Below are 15,185 nucleotides of genomic sequence, written 5' to 3' on the forward strand. Positions count from 1 at the left end.
TTTACTAATGAATGGGGGAAGAAGATGAAAATTGCTAGTCGGCGAGTCTTGATCATGGTGTTGTTGATTATTGGTGTCAGTTTAATTCTTTTTCCCGTAGTTAGTAATTTATATAACTATGTTACAGCGACGAAAGTCATCGACACTTATCAAAAAGAAGTCAAAGCAACTTCTAAAGCGAAAAAAAAGCAATTAAAAAAAGAAATGAGCCAATACAACAAAGAGTTAGCAGCTGGTACTGAAACAGTGACTGATCCTTTTAAGAGTACTGAGCAAGGGAAAGAGCCAGCAGCCAAAGTCTCTGTTTACGATAATTTAGCTGAAGAACTTGGGGAAGTTCTAGGGGAGGTCACTATTCCTAAAATAGATGTCAAATTACCAATCTACAACGGTACTAGTGAGCTACAGTTGAAAAAAGGCGCTGGCTTATTAAAAGGAACGTCCTTGCCAGTTGGTGGCGAAGGAACTCATAGTGTCATCAGTGCTCATCGGGGCTTACCAACGGCAAAACTTTTCACTGATTTACCGAAATTAGCTATCGGCGATGTTTTTTATATTGAAACCTTAGAGGAGACATTGGCCTATCGAGTGGATCAAATTAAAGTCGTTAAGCCGGAAAATGTGGAAGACATTCGGGTCAACAGTCAGGCGGACTACTTTACTTTGTTAACATGTACGCCTTATATGGTTAATACTGATCGCTTATTAGTTCGGGGAGAACGGATTCCCTACACGGCAGAAGTTAAAAAGAGTCTAAAAAAAGCCAGTCAGCGCCAGCGCTGGTTACCAATTATCAAAAGTCTCTTACTAATTATTGGTGTCATTGGTCTAGTTATTTGTTATTATTTATGGCAACGTCGTCGCAGTTCTCAAAAAGCTAAGTCTAATTAAGACTTAGCTTTTTTTGCTCTTTATCTCTTAGGAAACTGTGGTAAACTAACAGTAATAGCAGATCGGAGAGGATCATCATAGTCGAAAAACCTAAATTAGCGCCAAGCCTTAGAGCAGGCTCTTTGGAGGGAATTAGCCAAAGTGAGGAGCTGGAGTGTTACCAACAAGAATTTACTCAAGAAGTTCTGGAAGAAGTTGATTTACGGCAATTAGAAATAGCTAAATCACAGTTTCAAGGAGTTAGTTTTATTAATTGTCAGATGGAAAAATTAGAAGTCATTGATAGTACCTTTACTAATTGTGATTTTTCAAATTCAGATTTAAGTAAAAGTTATTTTAACCGGGTCAGTTTTGTCGATTGTAAATTTTTAGGAACAAAGCTACATCAGGCTAATATTAATCACGTGAGTTTTAAACATACTAATTTAACTTTAAGCATGTTTGAAGAAAGTCATCAGTCAGATGTGGACTATCAAGACTGTCAGTTAGGAGGGGCTGATTTTTACCGGCAAATCTTCAAGAAAGTCACTTTTAAAGAGTGTGATTTAGAAGAGGCGGTTTTCGAAGAAACGGATTTAAAAGGCATTGACTTGAGTAGTTGTTACTTTAGTCAGTTAATTGTTGATATTAACCGCTTAAAGGGCTGTACGATCAATCACGATCAAAGCAGTGTCTTTTTAAGTAAGTTAGGCTTAATCCTTAAAGATTAAAGATGATTATGAAATAAAAAACGCTAGCAGTTATGACAAATCGTCAACTGCTAGCGTTTTTTTGAATACTTAGAAAGCTGGAAGCTTCATCAAAGGTGACTGTCTGTTCCTGGTCTCCTGCCTCAGTCAAAAAAGTGAAAGATTGCTCTGAGGTCAGGGGCTGTAACTCACGGCGGCCACAACGGTTATAAGTAGCCAGATCAATTATCTCTAAAATGATGGGCTGAAAGTCTGTTACTGGGAGCTGACTTTGGCGGTCAATAATCGATAATTGACAATAGTGGGCGACTAAGTCGATGACTTCTAATTCTGCCAGGGACTGTAAAGTGATTAAACGTTGTTCTAAGTAGTTAATAACGACCTTTGGTTGACTAACTAAACTTGTTTCGGCAATCTTGTTAATTGCTTGTCGGTCTTTTTTTTCTAAAAATAAGTTAAAAATTTGAGCGATACTCATTATTTATACCTAGCCTTTATTTAGTGATAACTTCATCATATCATATGAATCCTAGAAGCTTTAGTTAGAAAACTTACTATTCACGAAAAGACTGATTGTTAGTTAGTGTAGAGTAAAATCAAGAAATAAGCATGAGGACTCTTACGCGCTTTATTATATAAAAAGACAAGCTAGAGATGCCTTGACAGTAGGGCTTAAGACAAGCTAAGATTAAAAAAATGAAAAGTGGAAGCGGTTAATTAGAGCGAGTTTGAACTGGAAGAGAGGAGTGAAGCAAGGTGCTAAATATTCATCAATATAGTCACAATGATTATGAATTGACGAGGGGGGAGTCCTTATTAAAAGAGTTTTATCACCAACAGAATATCCAAATTAACGTAATCAATTTTTATAAGATGATCGATGTTTTTGAAAAAAGTCATGAGATTGATTGTTTATTTGTCTATGAAGATGTTTGGCAAGAAGCCTTACCTTTAGTCAGTCAGTATTCTCAAGGGAAAAATCATGGGGAAATAATTGTTGTTCAAGTCAAAGGCAGTTTGCAGTCGGAATTTTTAGAAAAAGCTCAAAAATACATCTTGCCTAAAGGGCGAGAATTAGTCTTACAAGGGAAGTATACAAAACTAGAATTAACATCAGAAGTCATTCATTATCTCGAAAAAAGTCAGCGAAAAGTGTATATCCAAACGACGGAAGAAAAATATGAACTCTTAGAAGATTATCAAGAACTTAGTGAGAAGCTGAAAGCAGTTGGATTTTTAAGTCCCTATATGAATATTCTCGTTAACCCTCAATGGATTAGAACAGTTAAAGGGCGGATTGTGACCCTTTTAACTGGGGAAGAATTGCCATTGTCACAAAAAAAAGCCGCTAGTTTTCGCCAAAAGTTGAAAGAAAACTAATCTTTTTGGGAGAAAAGTTGTCTAGTTAGTTGGGGCCACCAATGATGAGGAAACTTTAGTTACAATAGTTGAAAAGGAATTGAAACGATATGAGAAAATATTTAACTTATCAAAACAAAGGATATTTTGTTAGCAACGTCTTATTAACGTCCGTACAAGCTTTGACAGTTATCGCTGTAGCGCCCTTACTCAGTTTCTTGATTGATCGTGTGAATAGTCAGAACATGGAACTTAAAGGAACTCTTTACATGTGTCTGATTTTCACTATAATTTTTGGCGTTACCTATTTTTCCATGATAACTGTTGATGCACTTTGGCTTAAACAGGCAATTTACCAGCTGAAATCCGCGATGATGAAAGGTATATTAAACAAGCATATTCTAGACTTTCAGACTGATAATACCGGGAACTATATTAGCGCTTTAACTAATAATGTCAATCAACTAGAAGAAAATTATTTTAAGATGGTCATCAGCATTATTTATGACATTGTGACAATTATTGCTGCTGTGGCTGTCTTACTGTATATTAGTTGGCAAATGGCTGTGATTTCAGTTTTATTATCAGGGATTCCTAGTCTGATTCCGTTATTTTTTAAGAAAAAATTAGGCAATAGTCAAAAAGCAATAACCGAAGCTAGTGGCATTTATAATAGTGAGATTAAAGATATTTTTAATGGTTTTGAAGTAATTATGGCTTATCAAGTAACTGATAAAATTATTGAAAAGCACGATGTGAAAGTAAGTCAATTAGAAAAAAATAAAAGTCAGTTGATTTTATTGATGGGGAAATTAGGCTCCCTGACGAGTGTTGCAGGTTTAAGTGTCCAATTTTTAATCATTATTATTGGTGGCTACATGAATCATAAAGGACTTTTATCAATAGGTAATATTATTGCAGTCACTCAATTAGCTGGGCAGGCGATTATGCCTTCTGTATCTTTGAGTAATAAAGTAGCTAGTCTAAAGTCAGTTACAGATATTTCCCAAGAAATGATGACAATGATTAACACGCCTACAAAGATTAATAACCATCCTACACTGACTTTTGAAAAAGAACTTGCTTTAAATGAGGTGAGTTTTAGCTATGGTGACAAAGAAGTGTTAAAAAAGCTTTCAGTTGTCTTTGAAAAAGGGAAAAAATACGCGATTATCGGTGAAAGTGGCAGTGGCAAGTCAACCTTGCTAAAATTATTATTGTCGTATTTTCCGAATTATCAAGGTGAACTGAAAATTGATCAATTACCTTATCAAAGTATCTCACAAGAATCAATTCATCAATTAATTACTGCCCTTCATCAAGAGACCTTTTTCTTCGATGACACAATCGAAGAAAATATTCGCCTCTTTAGAACAACAAATTCAGAACGCTTAGGGGAAGTTATTCAATTGGCAGAATTACAAGAAATTGTTAAAAAAGGGGACCAAGGTCTCAAAACCTTCATTAAAGAAGGGGGACGGCTTTTATCAGGAGGAGAACGACAACGGATAGCCATAGCAAGGGCACTGTACAAAGGCAGTCAGTTACTCTTATTAGATGAAGCGACTTCGGCCCTAGACAATCAAACTGCCCGGGAAATTGAAGAAATGTTAATTAATCTCCCTGACACGACAGCGATTGTTGTCACCCATCGTTTAGATCAAGAAATGCTGAAAGCTTACGATGAGATCATTGTTATGGCAGCCGGAGAAATTGTGGAACAAGGTAGCTTTGAAAAATTATTGAGGAAACAAGGCGCCTTCTATCAGTTGTACCAATTAGAAAAATAATTAAAGGTGACTATAAAGGTAAATCAGAACCCTTGGTGGGACTACTGCTTTAGGTTTTTGGAATGGGTATATTGTTTGTAGCTTTACAAGCTTATTTCTACTTTAAATTTGGTTCTAAGTATCTAGACAGCGTAACATTAGTCGGCTTAAGAATTCTTTGTCTAGGCAGTTACAATCTTTTTATAAAGTAACTCACAATTAAAAAAGCTTATTTGAGGATTGAACTCCTAAAATGAGAAAGAAATAGAAACATTAATACAGTTGCTTGCTCAAGATAATCCATCTGAGACAAGTAACTCTATTTTTGTTGAATTATATTTTATCATAATACGTGATCAAATCTTGTACTGTTTTAATCACGCTAGTAGTAGATTTTCCAAGGCTAGTCTCATAGAAAATATTTCAGACTATATAACAGAAGGGAACGAATCGAAAGGTAATATCCGTAGTTAGCTTCTGTAAAAGTTAATGGGGATAGAACTTCTAATCGATAAAATAGTTGTTTGGATAATGCCCCTACATGCTGTGACACTTGCTAGATTTTTTTCAATCTTTAGTAAATCATAACTTTAAGAATATAAGTGGAGTATTTTTCCGATTTAAACACACCAATTAGTACATTGTTTATTTAATATGTTGATTTAATGAACGGTAAATGCTAAGGTTGATGTTGGTTTAAAATAAGATAGAAATGAGGAGATTATTATTAATATCAAGAGAAGTTTGTTAGTGTCGAGTCTTGTGGTTGTAACAGCAGGAGCGTTATTGATGACTGCTCCAACTAGTGTTTCAGCGACAACGATTTCGGCAGCGGAGAGTTCAGTTAAAGGGATAATTGAACCAAAGGGAGTGAGTGTTTCAAAAAAAGCAGTCACATTAACTCGTAAAGGGCGCACAACGAGCCTAAAAGCAGCAGTTGAGCCTAAAAATGCGACGATTCAATTAATCAACTGGAGCAGTTCTGATGAAAACGTTGCTCAAGTAGATCCAGATGGTCGTGTGACAGCGATTGGTGGTGGAACAGCCATTGTTAAAGCAACGGTAGCTGGTCGTGAAGCAATCTATGGTGAAACAACAGTAACCGTTCGCGGTGCAGTTAATATTCCAGTGACGGACATTCAAATGGCCTCTGTTAGTAGTGATGTCTTAGAACTAGGCTTATCTGAAGAATTTGCAATTAATGCAGAAGTCTTACCTCGTGATGCAAGTAATCAAACAATTGAGTATCATAGTTCAGATGCAACAATTGCTAAAGTTGATTCAAAAGGCATTATTACAGGAGTTGCTTCTGGTCAAACGACTATTTATGTCCTTCCGCAAGATACAACAAACCGTGAAGCAGTCAAAGAAATTAAAGTTGATGTTTCAAAGCACAAATTAATCGATGTCACTAGTCTTAGTCTATCTAAAGATAAATTAACTCTAACCCGTGCTGGTCGGACAGCTAATTTATCAGCAACAGTTGCTCCTAAAAATGCAACGATTCAATCAGTTAACTGGAGCAGTTCCGATGAAAATGTGGCAATCGTGAATGATGATGGACGTGTGACTGCAATTGGTGGTGGAACAGCAACTATTACTGCTACCTCAGCAGCGAATAAAGAAATTAGTCAATCGAGTGTTGTGACAGTTAGAGGAGCAGTTAATGTACCAGTAACTGAGCTTGAACTAGATGTTGATTTAATGGAAACATTAAAATTAGCAAGAGCTGAAACGTTTACAGTTAATGCTCATGTTTTACCAAGTAACGCCACTGATCAAGGAATTAATTTCCATAGTTCCGATGAAGATGTGGTAGTTGTTAATAGTCAAGGGGTAATCACAGGTGTCGCTCCTGGTAAAGCGTTTATTCATGTTTTACCAAATGATGAAACAAATCGTGAGGCCCAAAAAACAATCGCTGTGGAAGTTATAGCAGATAAATTAATCGAACCAACGAATGTTAAGCTTTCAAAAGAGGCTGTGACATTAACACGTAAAGGTCGGACAACTAATTTGTCAGCAACAGTGGAACCAGCTAATTCGGACATTCAATTAATTACGTGGAGCAGTTCCGATGAAAATGTTGCTACAGTTGATGGTTACGGTCGTGTAACAGCCATTGGTGGTGGAACAGCGACAATTACAGCAGCCGTTGCTGGTCGTGAGGAAGTTTATAGTACAAGTATTATCACTGTTAGAGGAGCTGTTAATGTCCCGGTAACAGACGTCGTTTTTAATAATGAAGAAATTACTGGCATCGAACTAGCAGTTAAACAAAAATTTACGATTGAAGCTGCCGTTGCTCCTAGTAATGCAACGAACCAAAAAATTAACTACGTTAGCTCTGATGAATCAGTTGCTAAAGTGAGTTCAAAAGGTGTTGTCACAGCGGTTAATCCAGGTAAAGTCGTTATTTTTGTCTTACCAGAAGATGAAACAAACCGTGAGGCTCAAAAAGAAGTTGCTTTAGAAGTCTTCATCTATTAAGCTTTATAGCTCTTAAAGAATTTTTTTATAGATAAGCTTTAAAATTAAAAGCCCCTGACAAATCTTTATTTGTCAGAGGTTTTTTTGCTGCGATTATAAAGTTGGTAAAGCCTCAATTGCTTCACGAGCATCGAGGATAATTTCTTCAATGACTTCTTTCACAGGACGAATCTCCGTAATTAAACCAGAAATTTCCCCAGCCATCATCGTTCCAGTTTCAGTATCCCCTTCAACGACAGCGCGGTATAGGGAACCAACTGTTAGTTTTTCTAATTCATCTTCAGGGGCGTTGGCCATTTCTAAAGCTAAATAATTTCTCAGCATCGGATTTTCAATGGCACGAACGGGATGACCACCTTTGCGACCAGTTACGATCGTTGACGTATCAATCGTTGCAACAAGGGCTTCTTTAAAACTTTGAGGAATTGGACATTCCTCAGTGGCTAGAAAAACTGTTCCCATTTGAGCACCAGCGGCACCTAAAGCAAGAACTGCGGCTAAACTCTTCCCATCAGCAATTCCACCAGCGGCAATGACTGGTAAATCTACAGCTTCGGTAATTTGGCGGACTAAAGGTAAGGTTCCAAGCTTGCCAATATGGCCGCCAGCTTCTTGACCTTCAGCAATCACGGCATCGACACCTAGTTCTTGCATTTTTACAGCATGTTTCACAGCAGCGATGACCGGAATCACTTTAATGCCAGCAGCTTTAAAACGAGGGAAATACTTTTTCGGTGAACCGGCACCAGTTGTCACGATTGACACTTTTTCTTCTATAATAATATCGACTAGCTCATCAATATTCGGTTGGAGTAAATTTAAATTGACACCAAAGGGCAAATCAGTGGCTGCTCGGACAGTTTGAATTTCTTTACGAAGACCTTCCCCGTCTAGGGCACCTGTAGTTAAAATCCCTAAGCCACCAGCTTGAGTTACGGCAATAACTAAGGGGCTTCGGGAAATATGTTGCATGCCTCCTTGGATAATCGGATATTTAGTACCTAACAATTCGGTAATTAATGTCATTGATTGTCACTCCTTCTTATTTCTTAACTTCAGTATAACGAATCCGATGAAGCGTTTTCAAATTTTCGATGATAGCGTTTTTCCTAGGACTGTTGAATAATATTCAAACTTTTAGTTAGTCTAGTCCCTTTTAAGGTGGAAGTTTGTGAAAAAACGATGAGAGGAGTTGTTGTTAAGGAGTCGTAAAGCTTGTTAATCTCACAATCTGAAGGGTAAACTTAACTGGGACTAACAGGATAATTTAAGAGAAAAGACTTCACGACGGTCGATTAAATTCTTTGTTATGATAAGTTTGTAAGCGGTTAACAAATTATTTTATTGGAGGAATTAACGTGGACAAACTAACTAAATTACAAGAACTATACCCTGAGGATTTATTAGGTTTAAGTAAAAAACTAACAACAGGTGAAGTCGAAGTTTTATATAATTTACGCCAAGCCTTAGAAAAAGATATTCAACCAGTGATGGCTGAGTATTGGGATAAAGCTGAATTTCCAGTCCAAGTCTACGAGTTATATAATCGTGTCGGAATTATGAACAATCCCCTCTTATATGTAGAGCGGGAAAATAAAGAAACTTATAGCGAAGTTTACAATGCTTTTCTCTTCCACGAACTAGCCCGGATGGATACGTCAATAGCTACAGCTTATACGATTCACCGCATGGCACATACGGTTATTTTACAAGGAGGGAATGAGGAACAAAAAGCTCATTACTTACCGAAGTTAGAAAAATTCGAACTAACAGGTTGTTTTGCTTTAACAGAACCATTAAACGGCTCGGATATTGCCAAAGGCTTGAAAACAAGTGCCCGTAAAGAAAATGGCAAATGGGTATTAAATGGTGAGAAATATTGGATCGGGGCAGCAAATACCGCTGATGTCATTCCCGTTTTTGCTCGGGACGAAGCCGATGGCCAAATAAAATGCTTTATCTTACACCACGACACACCAGGAGTTGAATTTGAAGTCATTAAACATAAAATGGCTCTCCGCCCAGTTCAAAACTGTAAAATTACGATGACTGATGCTTTAGTTGAAGAGTCACAATTTTTACCGAAAATTGAAGGTTTCGGCGATGTGACACGAGTCTTCCAAGGCTCCCGCGTAGATGTTGGTCATATTGCCACAGGAACAGCGGCTGGTTCTTTAGCTGCTACGTTAAAATACGCCACTGAACGTGAACAATTTGGCCGTCCAATTGCTAAATTCCAATTAGTACAAGAAAAAATTGCCCGCATGGGTGTGAAAGTCGCAGCTAACATTGCTTTGTCAGTGATTATGGCTGAAAACCAAGAAGCCGGTGACTTTGATACAGTTAATGCGTCCCTCCATAAAATGCACAATGCCATGAACTTACGAGAAGCTGTTGCTTTAGGTCGTGAAATTTGTGGTGGCAATGGGATCAATATTGATTATGGTGTTGGCAAATTCTTCGCCGATGCAGAAGCTGTCTATACTTATGAAGGCTCACATGATATCAATGCCTTAATTTTATCAAGAGCTTTAACTGGCATGGGAGCTTTTGTCTAAAAAAAGAGCAGCACTAGGCTACTCTTAAAGTTCAAACATCAAAGTTAACACTATCAGAAATAATAAAGTTTTTGAACTGAGTCACGCTATTAGGTAAATATTCTGACCGTTGCCAAACCATATAAATATTGTAAATAATTGATAAGTCGGTAACGTCAATGATTTTAAGGTCATCGTAATCTAAAGGATTACGGGTGGAGACAAAGGCAATCCCTAAGTTGGAACGAACCATGCCAATAACTCCTGACTCTTCATTCATAGCGTAGAGGGTGTTTAGTTTAAAATCTGCGCCAGCTACCCGGTTTAAAGCTGTTTGAATGGAATAACTCATGCCAGCTGACTTATTGTAACCGATAAAAGATTCGTCTTTGATATCAGCAAAGGAAACGTGCTTCTTACTAGCTAAAGGGTGATTTTTAGGAACGATTAAGACGATTTTATCATCGTAAATAAATTCACGATTGATCTCATCTTTGTAGTTTTCAAATTCAAATTCGCCACAAAAACCAACATCAATCTGGCCCTCAATAATATTATTGAGAATTTTATGAGTCGAGGTTTGAGTTAAATAGACAGCGGTTTCAGGATATTTCGCTTTAAAACGTCCGAGACGCTGAGGTAAGTAAGAAGAGGAGACAGTATAAACACTAGATAAGCGTAAATCTGACTGTTCTTGTTGAGACAATTGTTCGATTTCTTCAATCCCACTATTTAAGTGTGACATAGCTAAATTAACGTATCCGTATAAGATTTTGCCGTACTTCGTTAATTTGATGTTTCGCCCATTTTTTTCAAAGAGTTTTACGTTTAGTTGGGTTTCCAAACGGGTCATCGCTTTACTTAAAGCGGAATAACTAATGTAAAGTTCGTCAGCTGCTTCGGAAAAGTTTAGATGCCGAGCAGTCGTTAAAAAGTAATTCAAGTGTTGAAAGTTAATATTTTGCCAATACACGAGGATCATCCTTTCAGTATCAAAAGTTACAAAGATTTTGATACTGGTATCATAACAATTTTGGTAGAAATTACCAAAAAAAGTGCTTCAAAGAAAGAAGGAAAGAAATAATGACAAAAAGTGTAATATTAAGTGCCGTTCGCACACCATTTACTAAATTCGGCGGTGTTTTTAAAGATATCCCAGCAGTAGATTTAGGTGCAGAGGCGATGAAAGCAGCTGTCACAAAAAGTGGCCTTAGTTCAGAGGACATTCAGTACGTTGTAATGGGTCAAGTCTTACAAGCAGGAGTGGGGCAAATCCCTTCACGCCAAGCCTCAATCAAAGCTGGCTTAGACTGGTCGATTGGTTCAGAAACAATCAATAAAGTCTGTGCTTCAAGCTTACGAGCAGTGACTTTAGCCGATCAAATGATTCGTTCAGGGGATTCCGATATCGTCTTAGCAGGTGGAATGGAAAGTATGTCAAATGCCCCTTTCGCTTCAAAAAATCTTCGTTGGGGTAACCGGATGTTTAACACCGAAATGGTGGATTTAATGGTCCATGATGGCTTATGGGATGCTTATTATAATCAACATATGGCAGTTAATGGTGGTTACGGTGCTGATAAGTATGACATTAGTCGAGAAGCTCAAGATGAGTGGGCGCTACGTAGTCAACAATTAGCTAGTCAAGCGATTGAAGCTGGTCGCTTAGTCGAAGAAATCGTGCCGATTGAAGTCCCTCAACGTCGAGGCGAGCCTTTAGTTATCGATACTGACGAAGCGCCACGGCCAAAAACAACTTTAGCTGATTTAGAACGGTTAAAAGGCTTGTTCACAGAAGGGAATACGATTACTGCTGGGAATGCACCTGGTACAAACGATGGTGCCTCAGCCTTAGTAGTTGCTTCAGAAGACCGTGCCAAAGAATTAGGCGTTAAACCTTTAGCGACGATTCTTGGTCATGCCGAATGTGGAGTCGAAACCCGCTTAATTGCTAGTGCACCAGGACACGCAATTACCAAAGTCTTAGCTGACAATAACTTAACTGTGGCAGACATTGATTTATTTGAAATTAATGAAGCTTTCGCAGCTGTGACTTTAGTGACACAGAAAATGTTAGATTTGCCTTCAGAAAAAATTAACGTCAATGGTGGCGCGATTGCCTTTGGTCACCCAATTGGAGCTTCTGGTGGTCGAATCATCGGGACTTTAATTCATGAAATGCGCCGTCGCAAATTAACTTACGGAATTGCTACTATTTGTAGTGGGGCAGCTCAAGGAGATGCCATCTTAATTCGTTGCGACTACGACTAAACAACTAAAAATAATCAAAATAAATGACAATTAAAAGGGGAAATAATCATGGAAATTAAAAAAATTATGGTCATCGGTTCAGGACAAATGGGAAATGGTATCGCTCAAGTAGCAGCTCAAGCAGGTTACGACGTACTTTTAAATGATGTGAAACAAGAATTTGCGGAAAAAGGGTTAGCAACGATTATTAAAAATCTGACTCGTGACGTTGAAAAAGGCCGTAAAACAGAAGCTGAAAAAACAGAAGTCTTAAGTCGAATTACCTTATCTACAGATAAGCAAGATGCGACAGCTTGTCAGTTAGTTATTGAAGCGGCTGTGGAAAACTTTGAAATTAAGAAAAGTATTTTTAAAGAACTAGATGCTATTGTTTCAAAAGATGTCATTTTATCAACAAATACATCCTCATTACCAATTACTGATTTAGCCGCTGTTGTCAGTCATCCTGAACGCTTTATCGGCATGCACTTTATGAATCCTGTGCCAATTATGAAACTTGTTGAAATTATTCGTGGGGTCCAAACAGAAGACGAAGTTTATCAAGCCATTCATGATCTAAGTCTGAAGATGAGTAAAGTTCCGGTGGAAGTCAACGATTCTTACGGCTTTGTTTCTAACCGAGTCTTAATGCCAATGATTAACGAAGCAGCCTTTACTTTATATCAATCAGTAGCAACGGCTGAAGCCATTGACCAAGTGATGGAACTAGGGATGAATCACCCAATGGGACCATTAAAATTAGCTGATATGATTGGTTTAGATACGTGTTTAGCGATTATGCAAGTCTTATACGATGGCTTTAACGATCCAAAATACCGTCCATGTCCCTTACTGAAAAAATATGTTGCCGCTGGTTACTTAGGTAAGAAATCAGGTCGTGGTTTCTACACGTACGAGTCATAGACAGGAGCGTACAGATGAAAAAATTTGAAAATATTTTAGTCGAAGTGACTGAACACATCGCCACTTTAACGATTAATCGCCCTAAAAGTTTAAATGCCTTAAATCAACAAACATTGGAAGAAATTGGCCAGGCTTTGGAAACAATCAAAGCTAGCGAGACTGTTCGGGTGTTAATTATGACTGGTGCTGGAGAGAAAGCCTTTATTGCAGGAGCGGATATTAAAGAGATGGCACCTAAAAATCCTTTAGAAGCTCGCGAGTTTTCATTATTAGGCAATCAAGTTTTTAAAGCCTTAGATGAGTTGCCAATCCCAGTCATTGCGGCGATTAACGGCTACGCATTAGGTGGCGGACTAGAACTTGCTATGGCTTGTGACCTTCGTTTTGCTAGTGAAAATGCTGTTGCCGGCTTACCAGAAGTCAATTTAGGAGTCATTCCTGGATTTGGTGGGACTCAACGTTTGCCTCGAATTATCGGTGTGCCGAAAGCTTTAGAGTTAATTTACGGTGCAAAAAATGTTAAAGCCCAAGCCGGTTTAGAACTAGGACTATTTAACCAAGTCTTCGCTGAAGCTGATTTAATGACGGAAACTCTTAAGTTTGCTGAAAAAATCGTCAGTAAAGGGCCAATTGCCTTGAAATTTGCTAAACAAGCTGTTAAAAAAGGCATGGAAATGCCTTTAGAGCAAGGCTTAAACTTAGAGTCAGAACTTTTTGGCTTAGTTTTTGCTACTGAAGATCAAACAGAAGGTATGACTGCCTTTATCGAAAAACGCCCTGCCGAATTTAAAAATCAATAATAAAATTAGTGGAGGATGCCAAATGAAAGAGCTACTGACCAAATACAATGACAAAAAAGTCTCAGCTACCGAAGCAATCAAATTCTTAGCGCCAGGAGATGCGGTGGTTTATCCGATCGCTCCTGGAGAACCGAAGTTATTACATGACGCTTTATGCCATTATGAAGGCTTAGACAATAATAAACTGTATCGGACATTAACCAATGTTCCAACTTACGACTTACCAAAAGAAAAGTTGAAACAAATTTCAATCTTCTTAGGTGGCGATCGCCAGTTAATGAATGACGGTGTTGTTGAATTGTTACCGAACCACTTTGGCGATACAGTTGACTTAATCAAAATGCGGGAAGAACAAATTGTCTTGATGTTTAATGCTTCGCCAATGGACGACAAAGGCTATTTCTCTTTAAGTCTAGCCAATGCTTACGTTGGTGGCCTACTAGATGTGACAACGAAAATTATTATTGAAGTCAATGAAAACTGCCCCTACACTTATGGGGTCAATCACCACGTTCACATTGATGATGTAACAGCTTTAATCGAAAGCAGTGAACCGTTACCAACGGTGCCAGAGCCTGTCATTGATGAAAAATCAGAAGCGATTGGTAAAATTATTGCTGACTTAGTACCAGATGGGGCCACCTTACAAATTGGTTACGGCTCAGTTCCTTCAGCTGTAATGAACAACTTAACAACAAAACGCCAATTAGGCTTCCATACTGAGATGTTACCAGATAATGTGATTGAACTTTACAATTCTGGGGCTTTAGACAACAGTCAAAAAGAAACGTATATTGGTAAAACCGTGACGACTTTCGCCATGGGTTCACCGAAATTATATCAATGGTTAGATAAAAATGAAGACATTTATTTTGTGCCAGTTAATCAATCGAATGCTTTAAAAGAAATCGCTAAAGAAGATAACTTGTACACGATTAACGCAACGATTCAAGTCGATCTCTTAGGTCAATGTAACTCGGAAAAACTACCGAATAAGTATTACTCATCAACGGGTGGGCAATCTGATTTCGGTAAAGGTGTCCGGATGACGACTAATGGAGTTGGGATTATCGCCTTAAACTCCACAGCGGCTAAAGATAGTATTTCGACCATCGTGCCCTCCCTTTATAATGGTGCAGCCGTCACGACGTCGAAAAATGACGTTGATTACATCGTGACAGAATACGGTGCTGCCCGGATGAAAGGTAAGACAATTAACGAACGAGTGGAAGCCTTGATTGCCATTGCACACCCGAAGTTCAGAGATGAATTACGAGCAGAAGCTCAAGCCTTAAAGTACTTAGCTAAATAAATCAATTAAGAAAAACCCCTGAAAGAGTAAAATCTTGGCTCTACGTCAAATTGTGTGGATGGCTAAAATTTAGTCGAATAAATAGTTACTTAGGCAGCTTCATCAGAAATGGTGAAGTTGCTTTTTTGTGTCACTTTAAAACTGATTAGAATGCGGTGTTTAAA

Annotated in this window: 13 protein-coding genes; 10 read left to right on the top strand and 3 right to left on the bottom strand. The window is 38.0% G+C overall.

From position 1 onward, the window contains the following. Positions 1–24: 24 nt before the first annotated feature. The gene (locus CBF35_RS11545; RefSeq protein ID WP_126781333.1) at positions 25–891 is read left to right on the top strand and encodes a class C sortase; all 867 of its coding nucleotides are present in this window, start codon (positions 25–27) and stop codon (positions 889–891) included. Positions 892–1,013: 122 nt separating this feature from the next. Further along, the gene (locus CBF35_RS11550) at positions 1,014–1,601 is read left to right on the top strand and encodes a pentapeptide repeat-containing protein (protein WP_126781335.1); all 588 of its coding nucleotides are present in this window, start codon (positions 1,014–1,016) and stop codon (positions 1,599–1,601) included. A gap of 43 nt (positions 1,602–1,644) precedes the next feature. Here CBF35_RS11550 and CBF35_RS11555 read toward each other — a convergent pair whose 3' ends face one another. Continuing rightward, positions 1,645–2,058, bottom strand: a complete 414-nt coding sequence (locus tag CBF35_RS11555; protein ID WP_126781337.1) for a hypothetical protein — start codon at positions 2,056–2,058, stop codon at positions 1,645–1,647. A gap of 278 nt (positions 2,059–2,336) precedes the next feature. Between CBF35_RS11555 and CBF35_RS11560 the strand changes: the two genes are divergently transcribed. The 3 genes from CBF35_RS11560 (at position 2,337) to CBF35_RS11570 (ending at position 7,198) form a co-directional block, all read left to right on the top strand. Then, entirely contained in the window at positions 2,337–2,960 is a 624-nt protein-coding gene (locus CBF35_RS11560; RefSeq protein ID WP_126781339.1) for a LytTR family DNA-binding domain-containing protein, read from the top strand. 89 nt (positions 2,961–3,049) lie between these two features. After that, complete coding sequence (locus tag CBF35_RS11565; protein ID WP_126781341.1) at positions 3,050–4,729, top strand: ABC transporter ATP-binding protein; 1,680 nt, start codon at positions 3,050–3,052, stop codon at positions 4,727–4,729. A 768-nt stretch (positions 4,730–5,497) separates the two neighbouring features. Then, positions 5,498–7,198 (top strand): Ig-like domain-containing protein, encoded by a 1,701-nt coding sequence (locus CBF35_RS11570; protein ID WP_126781343.1) that lies wholly within the window; start codon positions 5,498–5,500, stop codon positions 7,196–7,198. 93 nt (positions 7,199–7,291) lie between these two features. On the opposite strand, the gene CBF35_RS11575 is transcribed toward CBF35_RS11570, so the two are convergent. Further along, on the bottom strand, positions 7,292–8,224 hold the full coding sequence (locus tag CBF35_RS11575) for a nitronate monooxygenase (RefSeq protein WP_126781345.1): 933 nt from the start codon (positions 8,222–8,224) through the stop codon (positions 7,292–7,294). Between the two features lie 326 nt (positions 8,225–8,550). On the opposite strand from CBF35_RS11575, the gene CBF35_RS11580 reads away from it, so the two are divergent. Continuing rightward, positions 8,551–9,756, top strand: a complete 1,206-nt coding sequence (locus CBF35_RS11580; RefSeq protein ID WP_126781347.1) for an acyl-CoA dehydrogenase family protein — start codon at positions 8,551–8,553, stop codon at positions 9,754–9,756. 31 nt (positions 9,757–9,787) lie between these two features. On the opposite strand, the gene CBF35_RS11585 is transcribed toward CBF35_RS11580, so the two are convergent. Beyond that, positions 9,788–10,708: a LysR family transcriptional regulator gene (locus CBF35_RS11585; protein WP_170174791.1), complete on the bottom strand. Its 921-nt coding sequence runs from the start codon at positions 10,706–10,708 to the stop codon at positions 9,788–9,790. Between the two features lie 110 nt (positions 10,709–10,818). Between CBF35_RS11585 and CBF35_RS11590 the strand changes: the two genes are divergently transcribed. The 4 genes from CBF35_RS11590 to CBF35_RS11605 are packed head-to-tail and all read left to right on the top strand — an operon-like array spanning position 10,819 to position 15,021. Continuing rightward, complete coding sequence (locus tag CBF35_RS11590) at positions 10,819–12,006, top strand: acetyl-CoA C-acetyltransferase (RefSeq protein ID WP_126781351.1); 1,188 nt, start codon at positions 10,819–10,821, stop codon at positions 12,004–12,006. 48 nt (positions 12,007–12,054) lie between these two features. Next, a complete protein-coding gene (locus tag CBF35_RS11595; RefSeq protein ID WP_126781353.1) occupies positions 12,055–12,909 on the top strand; it encodes a 3-hydroxybutyryl-CoA dehydrogenase in 855 nt (284 codons plus the stop codon). A gap of 14 nt (positions 12,910–12,923) precedes the next feature. Continuing rightward, positions 12,924–13,709, top strand: a complete 786-nt coding sequence (locus CBF35_RS11600; protein ID WP_126781355.1) for an enoyl-CoA hydratase-related protein — start codon at positions 12,924–12,926, stop codon at positions 13,707–13,709. A 22-nt stretch (positions 13,710–13,731) separates the two neighbouring features. Further along, positions 13,732–15,021, top strand: coding sequence for an acetyl-CoA hydrolase/transferase family protein (locus CBF35_RS11605; protein ID WP_126781357.1), 1,290 nt, complete (start codon positions 13,732–13,734; stop codon positions 15,019–15,021). The last annotated feature ends 164 nt before the right edge of the window (positions 15,022–15,185 follow it).

The organism is Vagococcus salmoninarum (genome assembly GCF_003987495.1).
Taxonomy (GTDB): domain Bacteria; phylum Bacillota; class Bacilli; order Lactobacillales; family Vagococcaceae; genus Vagococcus_D; species Vagococcus_D salmoninarum.

Coding starts and splice junctions, on each gene's coding strand:
- CBF35_RS11575 (WP_126781345.1), bottom strand. CDS start 8,224: ATGACATTAATTACCGAATTGTTAGGTACTAAATATCCGATTATCCAA.
- CBF35_RS11595 (WP_126781353.1), top strand. CDS start 12,055: ATGGAAATTAAAAAAATTATGGTCATCGGTTCAGGACAAATGGGAAAT.
- CBF35_RS11545 (WP_126781333.1), top strand. CDS start 25: ATGAAAATTGCTAGTCGGCGAGTCTTGATCATGGTGTTGTTGATTATT.
- CBF35_RS11600 (WP_126781355.1), top strand. CDS start 12,924: ATGAAAAAATTTGAAAATATTTTAGTCGAAGTGACTGAACACATCGCC.
- CBF35_RS11565 (WP_126781341.1), top strand. CDS start 3,050: ATGAGAAAATATTTAACTTATCAAAACAAAGGATATTTTGTTAGCAAC.
- CBF35_RS11605 (WP_126781357.1), top strand. CDS start 13,732: ATGAAAGAGCTACTGACCAAATACAATGACAAAAAAGTCTCAGCTACC.
- CBF35_RS11555 (WP_126781337.1), bottom strand. CDS start 2,058: ATGAGTATCGCTCAAATTTTTAACTTATTTTTAGAAAAAAAAGACCGA.
- CBF35_RS11570 (WP_126781343.1), top strand. CDS start 5,498: ATGACTGCTCCAACTAGTGTTTCAGCGACAACGATTTCGGCAGCGGAG.
- CBF35_RS11590 (WP_126781351.1), top strand. CDS start 10,819: ATGACAAAAAGTGTAATATTAAGTGCCGTTCGCACACCATTTACTAAA.